Raw genomic sequence first — 11507 nt, forward strand, 5'->3', positions numbered from 1 at the left:
ATGAGCAGTCATGAGTACTGACGAGTCCCGTCTCGCCGAGAGCCTGCAGCAGCTGACAGACGTCGCGGCCGAGGCCGGGCTCGACCCTGCCGCCGCCCGCGACGAGGGGCTCCGGGTGGCGGCCGCCCTCGCCGAGGCGGTGCCCGGTGCCGCCACCGCGTGGGCCGAGGTCGCCCACCCGGGTCTCACCGACCTCGCCCGCGTCAACGAGGTCTTCTTCGACGCCGCCTCGCGCGGACGCCGGTGGCGCGCCGCACCCACCGACCTGCTCGACACGCTCGTCGCCTCCCGCCACGACCTCGCCGACGAGTACGCCGAGGCGCTGACCGAGGTCGCGTCGTCGGCCGTCATGCTCGGCACCGCCCCGATCTGGGTCATCGCGAACGCGTCGGCCGCGTCGGGCGCCTACCTCGCTGCCGCACGGGTGCCGACGCACGGGGTCCCGGCGTTCCCCGGTGCCGAGCGAGCCGGCATACCCAGCCTTTCCGGGGTGCCCGGCTTCGGACTCGGCTCGCCCGACACGATGCGACCCCCCGTTCCCGGCCCGATGGACCCGTCTGCCGCACAGGGGAACCCGGCTGACGGCACCGTGGCCGAGGCGCAGCCCGCGACGCCCGAGCCCGAGCCGGAGCAGCCGGCCGAGCCCGAGAAGTCGGTCGAGGAGCTGCTCGCCGAGCTCGACGCGATGATCGGGCTCGAGCGGGTCAAGAAGGAGATCCACCGCCAGGTGGCCCTGCTCACCGTCGAGAAGATGCGCACCGAGGCCGGCCTCAAGGCCCCGAAGATGAGTCGCCACCTCATCTTCGTCGGCAACCCCGGCACTGGGAAGACCACGGTGGCCCGCCTCGTCGGCGCCATCTACAAGGCGCTGGGGCTGTTGCCGAAGGGCCAGCTCGTCGAGGTCGACCGCAGCGAGCTCGTCGCCGGCTACGTCGGCCAGACCGCGCTCAAGACCGCGGAGGTGTGCGCCAAGGCCGTCGGCGGCGTGCTCTTCATCGACGAGGCGTACGCCCTCACCGGTGACCAGTACGCCCAGGAGGCGGTCAACACCCTCGTCAAGGAGATGGAGGACCACCGCGAGGACCTCGTCGTCATCGTCGCCGGCTACCCCGACCCGATGGTCGGCTTCATCGCCCAGAACCCCGGGCTCGCGAGCCGCTTCACGACGACGATCGAGTTCGACGACTACTCCGACGACGAGCTGCTCGCGATCCTCGATTCCATCGCCGGGGGCAGCGACTACGAGCTGACCGACGACGCTCACGAGCGTGTCCGCCACATCTTCCAGGCGTCCCCGCGCACGCCGGCCTTCGGGAACGGCCGCTTCTCGCGCAACCTCTTCGAGCACGCCGTCGGCCGCCACGCCTGGCGACTCAAGGACGCGACGGAGCCGACGCGCGACGACCTGCGTCTACTCACCGCAGGCGACTTCACCGACCAGCCGGACGACGAACCCGACGAGCAGCCCGACGAGCAGCCCGACGGGCAGCCCGACGGGCAGCCCGAGAGCTCGGGGACCGACCCGGTGCCGGTCAGGGAGGACCCTGATGGTCCCGCGGCCGTCGATGAGGCAGCCTCGGACGACGAGCACCACCACAGCGACGAGGACACCGCATGAGCGCACCGACGACGAACATCCCCGTCGCTGTCACGGCCGGAGCGGCGTCCGGCACGTCCGGCGGCCAGCAGCCGCAGCCCCGCACGATCGCCGGCAGCCTGCCCAGTGCCCGGTCGCTCGCGAGCCGCCTGCTGCACGGCACCCCCGGACGGATGCGGCTCTTCGGGCTCCTCGGCGTCCTGGCCGCCGTCCTCCTCGGCGCGATCAGCGCGAACGCCCTGCTCGCCTCGCAGGCCGCGGTCGAGCGGGCGGCCAACAACACCGAGCAGGTCGTCCGCGTCCAGTCGATCCACGTCGACCTGCTCCGCGCCGACGCCGTCGCCACCAACGCCTTCCTCGTCGGCGGCCTCGAGTCCGCCGACTCGCGGCTGAGGTACGAGCAGGCCCTCTCGCGCGTGGCCACCAGCCTCGCGAAGGCCGCCGCCGCCCAGCCGGCCGACGGCAACGCCCTCGGTGCCCTCTCCGTCAAGGTCCAGGCGTATGCCGCCCTCGTCGAGCAGGCCCGCTCCAACAACCGCCTCGGGCTGCCCGTGGGCGCCCAGTACCTCACGCAGGCCAGCGCCGGGCTGCGGGCCGACGCGATCCCGATCGTCACGCAGATCGTCAAGGCCAACGAGGACCGTTCCCGCAAGGAGTTCGAGCGCAGCAACTCGAGCCTGCAGCTGCTCGTCGGCGTCGTCTCGGTCATCGGGCTCGTCGCCCTCGCCGTGTGGCTCGCCCGCCGCACGCACCGCTACCTCAACCGCTCGCTGAGCGGCGCCATCGTCCTGCTGCTCGTCGCGCTCTTCGTCGCGGCGACGCAGATCAGCGGCATCGGCACCGCGACGGCGGATGTCTCGCGAGGGAACTTCCAGCAGGCCGTCTCGCTCGCGAACGTCACGACCGCCGCCAACGACGCACGGTCCAACGAGAGCCTGACGCTCATCCGCCGCGGCTCGGGCGCCTCGAACGAGGCCTCGTGGAAGGCCGACCGCGACGCCGTCGAGAAGGGTCTGGACGGCATACGCGACGGGGCCGGGCTGAGAGGCCTGTGGGCCGCCTACGTCGTCGCCCACGAGCAGGTGCGCAAGCTCGACGACGGTGGTCGGTGGGACGACGCCGTGAAGGCCTCGACCAACACCACCGCCGCCGGGGCCGCCGGCACGTTCGACGAGTTCGACCAGCGCGTCGCCCAGGCCCGAGACACGGCTGCGAAGGCCACCGTCAGCACGCTGCAGGGCCTCGGCGGCAGCGCCCCCCTCTACGCCGTCCTCGTCGCCCTCGCCGCGCTCGTCGCGTCGTGGCTCATCGTGCGGGGAGTCGGCCAGCGGATCGAGGAGTACCGATGAGCACGCAGGGCTGGCGCCGTCGCACCGGCGCCCTGGCGACCGTCGTGGGCATCGCCGCCCTCGCCGGCTGCTCGGGCGTCACCTACGCGGAGACCCCGCTCCCGGCCCCGGTGGCGGCGAAGCCGACCACGGCCGCGCCGGCGACGAGCGCCCCGACCTGCTCGAACGCGACCCAGTCCTACGACCCGCTGCCGAGCCTGCCGAGTCGCGCCGAGATCACGGACCAGAAGATGCGCGACCTCTACACCAAGGGCTACCTCACCGTCGGGGTCTCGGCCGACACCTACCTCTTCGGCGCCCGCGACCCGTTCACGAGCTCGCTCGAGGGCTTCGACATCGACATGTCGAAGGCAGTCGCGAAGGCGATCTTCGGCGACCCGAGCAAGGTGCAGTTCCGCGTCATCACGGCCGCCGAACGGTTGCCGCTGCTGCAGTCGAAGCAGGTCGACATGGTCGCCCGAAACATGTCGATGACCTGCGCCCGGTGGAACGACATCGCCTTCTCCGCGGAGTACTACCGTTCCGGCCAGAAGGTCCTCGTCGGCAAGAACCTCCCCAACGCGGCGAACCTCGGGCTGGCCGACCTCAAGGGCAAGAAGGTGTGCGCGCCCACCGGCACGACGTCCCTGACCAAGCTCCAGCAGGTCGCCGCGCAGAGCAGCGGCGGCCCCGAGGTCGTCACGGCGCCGAACCACACGGGCTGCCTCGTGCTGTTCCAGCAGGGCAAGGCCGACGCCATCACCGGCGACGACACCGTGCTGGCGGGCCTGGCCGCCCAGGACCCCAACACCGTCATCACGAAGGCCAAGGCCATCACGGCCGAGCCGTACGGCCTCGGGTTCAACAAGGCCGACACGTACCTGGCGCGCTACGTCAACCGGGTCATCGCCGACCTCGAGGCCGACGGCGAGTGGAAGGCGATCTACAACCGCTGGTTGGCCGCCCCGCTCGGCCCGGCGCCCGCACCCCCGACCCCGGTCTACGGGCGATGACGGCAGTGCCCCAGCAGCATCCCGACCCCGGTGTCGTCGCGCCCGCGGCGCCCGGGCGGCTCGGCGTGCCCGTCCAGGCGCCCGAGGCCCAGACCTACCTGGGCGCCCTGCGCGAGTGGGTGGCCCAGCGCCGCGCCGACCTCGGCGAGGTCGACCGCGCCGTGCTCAAGCTCTCGCAGGCCGAGCAGGTCGCCATCACCAACGACCTCACCGTGGCCCTCACCTTCTGGAAGGCCGTCAGCGACCGGCTCACCCTGCTCGAGACGACCTTCGACGGCGGTCGTGTCGGGCCGGTCGAGGCCGAGCGGCTCTCCACGCTCATCCACGGACGTCTCGACTCCAACACGACCGAGCACCTGTCGCTGCCCTCGAGCGGGTCGCTCGCCGTGAGCCTGCCCGAGGCGTGCCGGCTGCTCGACTCGCTCACCCGCACCCTCCAGGCCCGCGCGTCGCTGGCTCCCGGAGCCGCCGAGGCGACCCAGCGGATCACTCTGGTGCGCGCGGGGATCGAGCGCACGCGCGACCAGATCCCGCTCGTGCCGGCGGGATCGCAGCGAGACGACGCGAGCGAGAAGCTCGCCCGGCTCGACCGACGCATGGACGACCTCGTCGATCGAGCCCGCCGCGGCGCCGACGTCGGGGGCATCATCGGGCCGCTCGAGATCGAGGTCGCCACCCTCGAGCGCGACCTCATCGTCGCCGCGGCCGAGCGGGCCTCCGCCGCCCGCAGCCGGGTGCGCACGCAGCAGCAGGTCGAGGAGCTCGACGCCCGAGCCGCGGCGATCCGCGCCCTCGAGCGGGCGTGCCTCGAGGCCATCACCCCCGCGCCGCACCTGGCCATCCCCAACGTGCGCGCGCTGGGGCCCGTGCCGCAGGCGGCGGCCGAGCTCGCGGCCTACCGCGACAAGCTCGAGCGGGTGTCGCGGGCGCTCGACCTCGCCCACGAGAGGTATGCCGCCGGGCTCGCCGAGCGCGACGAGGTCGTCGGTCTCGCCGGCGCCGTCGGTGCCATGGCCGCGGCCGCAGCCGCGACGCTCGGACCGGAGGTGCAGGCCGACGTCGCCGACCTGCGCGCCCGCCTCGACGAGACGCTCGCGACGAAGCCGCTCCCCCTCGGGCGCGCGCGTGCGCTCGCGGCGGCCTACCAGGCGTACGTCGACGCCGCGACGAGAGCCGTGACCCGACCCGGCAGCAGGTCGACGACCCGACCCGCCGCCCGCCCGTCCGCACCCCGAACGCAGAGGCCTCGCCCATGAAGTGCACCCAGCCCGGCTGCTCCGGCACCGTCGTCGACGGCTACTGCGACGTCTGCGGCATGGCCGCCGGCTCGACTCCGGCGCCCCTCGCCGCCGCCTCGAGCAGCGCGGCAAGCAGTGCCACCGCACCCACCGGAGGGGCGACTGGCTCGGCCGGCACGGGCGGGGCGTCGCTGCCCGTCCCCCCGGCCCCGTCCAGCTCCCTCCCCGGCGGCCCCGGCATCCCCGAGGGCGGCGCGTGCCAGCAGCCGGGCTGCTCGGGGACCATCGAGGCCGGCTACTGCAACGTCTGCGGCACCCCGGCCGACCAGCAGGGCGTCGCGGCGTATGCCGGTCCTCCGACCCCCGAGCCCGGCGGGACCAACGGTGGCGGCAGCAACGGCAGCGGCAACGGGACCGCCGGGGTCGGGCCCGAGATGTCCACCCGCTCGGCGGCGTCGAGCAACCTCGCCTCGGCAGCCCTGGGCTCCAAGCGCGCCCGCGAGTCCGGTTCGGTCGCGACGCGTCGCACCAGTGGTTCGCAGCGACTGCGCTCGGCGCGACTCGGCGGCGGCATCACGACCGTCCGCCCAGCGCCCGAGATCGACGCCGGGAAGGCCCTCCTCAAGGACCCCACCGTCCCCGAGAACAAGCGCTTCTGCCCCAAGTGCGGCGAGCCCGTCGGCCGCGGCCGCGACGGCAAGCCCGGTCGCACGACCGGTTTCTGCGCCAAGTGCCGCCACCCGTTCTCGTTCGACCCGAAGCTCAAGGCCGGTGACCTCGTCGCCGGGCAGTACGAAGTGGCGGGCTGCCTCGCCCACGGCGGTCTCGGCTGGATCTACCTCGCGCGTGACAAGAACGTGTCCGACCGGTGGGTCGTGCTCAAGGGCCTGCTCAACTCGGCCGACCCCGACGCGCTCGCCGCGGCGATCGCCGAGCAGCGGTTCCTCGCCCAGGTGTCGCACCCGAGCATCGTCGAGATCTACAACTTCGTCACCCACGACGACGCCGGCTACATCGTCATGGAGTACGTCGGTGGCACGTCGCTCAAGTCGATCCTCAAGCAGCGGCTGCAGGCCGCCGGCAGGTACGACCCGCTGCCCGTCGACCAGGCCCTCGCCTACCTGCTCGAGATCCTCCCGGCGTTCCAGTACCTCCACGACCTCGGGCTCGTCTACTGCGACTTCAAGCCCGACAACATCATCCAGGTCGGCGACGAGGTGAAGCTCATCGACCTCGGCGGCGTGCGCCGGGCCGACGACGAGGACTCCGCGATCTTCGGCACCGTCGGCTACCAGGCCCCTGAGGTCGCCGAGCTCGGGGTCTCGGTCGCGTCCGACATCTACACGATCGGCCGCACGCTCGTCGTGCTGACGATGGAGTTCCGGGGCTACCAGACGACCTACCTCAACACGCTGCCCGCGCAGGACACCGTGCCGGTCTTCCAGCGCTACGACTCCTTCTACCGGCTCGTCGCCAAGGCCTGCGCACCGAACCGCGACGACCGCTTCGTCTCCGCCGACGAGCTGCGGTCTCAGATGGTCGGTGTGCTGCGCGAGGTCGTGGCGCTCGACCGCGGGTCGGGCGCGGCCTCCACCACGGTCAGCTCGCTGCTCTTCGACGTGCCGACGCCCGGCGTCGAGCCCGACGACTGGCGCAACCTCCCGGCCCTGCGCCGCGACCCGCACGACGCGCTCGTGGGCTGGCTGCAGACCGTCAACGGCACGCCGACCGAGCGCCTCGACCGGCTCATGAACCCGCCGAAGAGCTCGACCGAGGTGTTGCTCGAGCGCGGCCGCACCGCCCTCGAGGCGGGCAAGCGCGACGTCGCCGAGGCCACCGCGGGCGAGCTGCTCACCGCCGACCCGTGGGAGTGGCGCGCCGTCTGGATCCAGGGCCTCGCCGCCCTCGAGCGTGGCGACGCCCGCGCGGCGCAGGCGGCCTTCAACGCCGTCTACGGGCAGGTGCCCGGCGAGCTCGCCCCCAAGCTCGCGCTCGCCCAGGCGTGCGAGCAGGCCGGCGACGACGCCGTCGCCGAGAACCTCTACGTCGCCTGCGCCCGCACCGACGCGACCTACGTGCCGATGGCCGCCTTCGGGCTCGCCCGCATCCGCGCGGCCCGCTCCGACGTCGACGGCGCCGTGTCGGCGTACCGGCTCGTGCCCCCGCAGTCGAGCGCCTACCGCACGGCGCGAGCGGGCCTCGCCGAGCTGCTCACCAAGGCCAACCGCGGGCTCCCCGACCTGGCCGAGGCGCTGCGCACGCTCGACGACACCTCGCTCTCGGCGCGGCGGCGGGCCGAGCTCACGACGCTCATCTACCGTGAGGCGCTCGAGACGGTGGAGAAGACCGGCAACAAGGCCGACATCCGCCTCGGCACCCACAAGGGCACCCCGCACGGCCTGCGACTCGGGCTCGAGGACGCCCTGCGCGAGCTGGCCAAGCGCACCCCCGACCTTTCCGAGCGCGTGCCCCTCGTCGACGAGGCGAACGCCATCCGACCCTGGAGCCTCTGGTGACCGACACCCCGACGACGGGATCCCCCCAGCCCGAGGCGACGGCCCCGGCCACGCAGGCGCCCTCCCGCACCTGCCGCGCGTGCGGCACCGCCAACCCGGCCGAGTCGAGCTTCTGCGAGGCGTGCGGCGCCGACCTGGTCGTCCTCAACGCTCCCGCCTTCCCGGGAGGCACCGCCGGCGACCTTGCCGGCGGGGCTGCCGCTGACGGCACCGCCGTCTCCGACGGCACGCTGCTCGCGTCGGCGACGCCGCAGACCGCCCCGGCGGGCGAGGAGTCGCCGCTCGACGTCGGCTGGACCGGCGCCGTGCCGTCGGCCGTCGTGCCGCCCGCTCCGGCCGACGACGACCTGCTCTGTCGCGTGTGCGGCCAGGGCCACATCGTCGACGGCTACTGCGACCAGTGCGGATCCCCACCGCCCGACCCGCGCGACCACTTCGCCGAGGCGCCCGCGCCCTGGGTCGGTGGGGTGTGCGACATCGGTCGGCGCCACGCCCGCAACGAGGACGCCATGTCGCTCAGCGCTACCGACGCACCCGGCTCCCGGGCCGTGCTCGTGGTCTGCGACGGCGTCTCGATGGCGACGGACTCGCACATCGCCTCGCTCGCGGCCGCCAAGGCGGCGAGATCGGTGCTCGACCAGCCCTTCCCGAAGGGAGTGGGCACCCCGGGCGCGTGGGCCGCTGCCGCGGGCCGCGCCCTCACCGTCGCCGTCGCGAGCGCCAACGAGGCCGTCGCCGAGTGCGTCCACGAAGACGTGCCCAACCCCCCGTCGTGCACGATCGCCGCCGCCGTCGTCGAGGACGACGTCGTCGTCGCCGGCAACGTCGGCGACAGCCGCGTCTACTGGCTGCCCGACGCGTCGGAGCAGCCCGCATTGCAGCTCGGCCGCGACGACTCGTTCGCCCAGGAGCAGATGGTGGCGGGCGTGCCCCGGGTCGAGGCGGAGAACGGCCCGCACGCGCACTCGATCACGCGCTGGCTCGGCAAGGACGCTCCCGACGACCTCACCCCGCACCTGACGACGCTGCAGGCCACGCCGGGGTGGCTCATGGTGTGTTCCGACGGGCTGTGGAACTACTGCTCCGAGGCCGAGGACCTGCGCACGCTGCTGCGCGAGGCGGCCGCGCGCCTGCAGCAGTCCGGTGCCCACGAGTCGGGTGCCGACGAGCCTGCCGCCCACAAGTCGGGTGCCGGGGACCCGGCCACGAGGGCCATCAACGCCAGCACGGCCGCCGGCACCACCGCCACTCCCACCCCGACGGCGCTGGCCCAGGCACTCGTCGACTTCGCGAACGAGCAGGGTGGACGCGACAACATCACGGTTGCCCTCGCCAGACTGGCTGGGCGAGGATCGACCACGAGCGAGGCGACCGCTGCCGCGGCGCCGATGGAAGGGGACCCGATCGATGGCTGACTTCACGGCAGAGGTGTTCCAGAACGAGTTCCTGCCCGACGGCGGCACCGACGTGCACGCCATCGTCCGCGTGACCTCGACCGGCGCCTCCGCGGGTGCGTCCGGCGTCGGCGCGGTCGGTCTGGCCGACCCCGGCTCGGCGGCCGAGGTGATCCTCATCGACACGTCGGGCTCGATGGGCCGGCGCGGGGTCGCGGCCGCCGGTGAGGCCGCCAAGGCCGCCCTCGCCGAGATCGTCGACGGCACGCTCTTCTCGATCGTGTCGGGCAACGGCACCGCCCAGATCATCTACCCCTACAGCCACCAGGGCGCGCTCGTGCCGATGTCGTCGCACACGCGCGGCGAGGCCAACCGGGCCATCGAGGGGCTGCGCGCCAACGGCGGCACGGCGATGGGCACGTGGCTCACGCTCGCGCGGCAGATCTTCGAGACCGTCCCGCACGTGACCAAGCGCCACGCGATCCTGCTCACCGACGGCGTCAACGAGGGCGAGACGCCGGCGTCGCTGCAGGCCGCGGTCCGCAGCTGCGTCGGGGCCTTCCAGTGCGACTGCCGCGGCGTGGGCGACCAGTGGCGTGTCGACGAGGTGCGCGGCATCGCCTCGGCCCTTCTCGGCACGGTCGACCTCATCCCGGCGCCCGAGGAGATGGCCGCCGAGTTCCGGTCGATGATGCGCGCCTCGATGTCGCGCGGCATCGCCAGCTCCGAGCTGCGGGTGTGGGTGCCGCAGGGCGCCGAGCTGCTCTTCGTCAAGCAGGTGTCTCCGACCCTCGAGGACCTCACCTCGCGGCGCACCGTCGTCAACCCGCTCACCGGCGCCTACCCGACCGGCGCATGGTCCGACGAGAGCCGCGACTACCACGTCGCCGTGCGCCTGCCGGCGCGCACGCTCGGCCAGGAGCAGCTCGCGGCCCGGGTGCAGTTCTCCCTCGGCGGCGACCCCGTCGCGCAGGCTCTCGTCAAGGCCAAGTGGAGCAACGACGACTCGCTGACGACGCGCATCGACCCGGCGGTCGCCGCCTACACCGGCCAGGCCGAGCTCGCCACGGTGATCCAGGAGGGGCTGGCCGCGAAGGCCGCCGGCCAGGACGACGTTGCCACCTCGAAGCTCGGGCGTGCGGTGCAGCTGGCCGGGATGACCGGCAACGACGAGATGACCTCGCGCCTGCGCAAGGTCGTCGACATCGACGACGCCGACACCGGCACGGTGCGGCTGAAGAAGGGGGCGTCGAAGATCGACGAGATGTCGCTCGACACGGCCTCGACGAAGACGAGCCGGGTGCGCCGGTGAGCGCGGTCTGCCCCAACGGGCACACCTCCGAGGCCGAGGACTACTGCGACACCTGCGGTTCCCCCATCGACGTGAGCGCCCAGCCCGCCGCCGGCGCGGGCGGCTATCCGGCCGCCTCCGGGTCCGTTGCAGCCGCCGGCGCGGGTGGGTCGCGCTCGTCGCTCGACCTCGACCCAGCAGGTATGCCGTCCGGCTCAGCGGGTGCCCCGGCCGAGACCGCGCCGGCCGAGACCGCGTCGGCCCCGGCCGCGCCGACGTCGCTCGAGTGCCCGAACTGCGCCACGGAGAACCCCGACGGTGCCCTCTTCTGCGAGGCCTGCGGCTACGACTTCACGACCGGCGCGATGCCGCGCGACCCCGCCGCCGGGCCGGGCGACCTCGACGACACCCAGCCCGACAACGAGCCGGTCACCCTCGAAGGAGCCGCCGCAGCCCGTGCGAGTGCCGCCGCGTCTGCGGCGGGCACCGCTGGGGCCGAAGGATCCTCGGCCGAGGCCGGCGCCGGCGGGGCCGCGTTCGAGTGGCTCGCCGAGGTGTGGGTCGACCCCGACTGGTACCAGACGCAGGAGGCCGACGACCCGTGCCCGTCGCCCGGCCTGCCGACGATCATGCCGCTGCGTCACCGCAGCGTGCTGCTCGGCCGGGTCTCCACGAGCCGCAACACCCACCCAGAGATCGACCTCTCCTCAGACCCGGGCGTGAGCCGGCGGCACGCGCAGCTGACGACCGACGGGTCGCGCTGGTTCGTCGAGGACCTCGGCAGCTCCAACGGCACCTTCGTCGGGCCCGCCTCCGGCCCTCTGCCCGACCGCGCGATCTCCGTCGGGCCCAAGACCGAGCTCGACGACGACGACCGCCTCTACGTCGGCGCGTGGACGCGCGTCGTCGTCCGGCGGGCCACTCCCGACGAGGTCGAGGCGTACGCCTGAAAGACGAGAGGAACTGAGCACTCGACCGCGGGTCCCCGTCGAGTGCCCGGTTGCCGACGGGCGGATTCAGGCGGTGGGTGCAACACCGTTGATGTCGTGCTCGGAGAGTAGCCGGTCGAGGACTTCGGCCGGGGTGGCCCACTGGTGGCGTTTGCGGGGTCGTCGGTTCATCTCGGAGGC

8 protein-coding genes are annotated in these 11507 nt (G+C 73.4%); all 8 read left to right on the forward strand.

Going from position 1 to position 11507, the window contains the following annotated elements; translation table 11 throughout:
* Positions 1–10: 10 nt before the first annotated feature.
* Genes ACXR8F_RS15720 through ACXR8F_RS15755 form a run of 8 tightly spaced genes read left to right on the forward strand, consistent with a single transcriptional unit; the run spans position 11 to position 11327 of the window.
* A complete protein-coding gene (locus tag ACXR8F_RS15720; RefSeq protein WP_458801849.1) occupies positions 11–1618 on the forward strand; it encodes an AAA family ATPase in 1608 nt (535 codons plus the stop codon).
* On the forward strand, positions 1615–2946 hold the full coding sequence (locus ACXR8F_RS15725; protein ID WP_458801851.1) for a hypothetical protein: 1332 nt from the start codon (positions 1615–1617) through the stop codon (positions 2944–2946). Before ACXR8F_RS15720 ends, ACXR8F_RS15725 begins: the two co-directional genes overlap by 4 nt.
* On the forward strand, positions 2943–3938 hold the full coding sequence (locus ACXR8F_RS15730; protein WP_045190621.1) for a glutamate ABC transporter substrate-binding protein: 996 nt from the start codon (positions 2943–2945) through the stop codon (positions 3936–3938). The genes ACXR8F_RS15725 and ACXR8F_RS15730 overlap by 4 nt, the downstream gene beginning before the upstream one ends.
* Entirely contained in the window at positions 3935–5194 is a 1260-nt protein-coding gene (locus ACXR8F_RS15735; RefSeq protein ID WP_045190622.1) for a hypothetical protein, read from the forward strand. Before ACXR8F_RS15730 ends, ACXR8F_RS15735 begins: the two co-directional genes overlap by 4 nt.
* Positions 5191–7692 carry a serine/threonine-protein kinase gene (locus ACXR8F_RS15740; protein ID WP_458801854.1) on the forward strand — a complete coding sequence of 834 codons (2502 nt, stop codon included), beginning with the start codon at positions 5191–5193 and terminating at the stop codon, positions 7690–7692. The genes ACXR8F_RS15735 and ACXR8F_RS15740 overlap by 4 nt, the downstream gene beginning before the upstream one ends.
* A complete protein-coding gene (locus ACXR8F_RS15745; RefSeq protein ID WP_458801856.1) occupies positions 7689–9107 on the forward strand; it encodes a PP2C family protein-serine/threonine phosphatase in 1419 nt (472 codons plus the stop codon). Before ACXR8F_RS15740 ends, ACXR8F_RS15745 begins: the two co-directional genes overlap by 4 nt.
* Complete coding sequence (locus tag ACXR8F_RS15750) at positions 9100–10398, forward strand: VWA domain-containing protein (RefSeq protein ID WP_458801858.1); 1299 nt, start codon at positions 9100–9102, stop codon at positions 10396–10398. Before ACXR8F_RS15745 ends, ACXR8F_RS15750 begins: the two co-directional genes overlap by 8 nt.
* Complete coding sequence (locus tag ACXR8F_RS15755) at positions 10395–11327, forward strand: FHA domain-containing protein (RefSeq protein WP_458801860.1); 933 nt, start codon at positions 10395–10397, stop codon at positions 11325–11327. Before ACXR8F_RS15750 ends, ACXR8F_RS15755 begins: the two co-directional genes overlap by 4 nt.
* The last annotated feature ends 180 nt before the right edge of the window (positions 11328–11507 follow it).

The sequence above is a fragment of the Terrabacter sp. AAH1 genome (assembly GCF_054456855.1).

Coding starts and splice junctions, on each gene's coding strand:
- ACXR8F_RS15720 (WP_458801849.1), top strand. CDS start 11: ATGAGTACTGACGAGTCCCGTCTCGCCGAGAGCCTGCAGCAGCTGACA.
- ACXR8F_RS15725 (WP_458801851.1), top strand. CDS start 1,615: ATGAGCGCACCGACGACGAACATCCCCGTCGCTGTCACGGCCGGAGCG.
- ACXR8F_RS15730 (WP_045190621.1), top strand. CDS start 2,943: ATGAGCACGCAGGGCTGGCGCCGTCGCACCGGCGCCCTGGCGACCGTC.
- ACXR8F_RS15735 (WP_045190622.1), top strand. CDS start 3,935: ATGACGGCAGTGCCCCAGCAGCATCCCGACCCCGGTGTCGTCGCGCCC.
- ACXR8F_RS15740 (WP_458801854.1), top strand. CDS start 5,191: ATGAAGTGCACCCAGCCCGGCTGCTCCGGCACCGTCGTCGACGGCTAC.
- ACXR8F_RS15750 (WP_458801858.1), top strand. CDS start 9,100: ATGGCTGACTTCACGGCAGAGGTGTTCCAGAACGAGTTCCTGCCCGAC.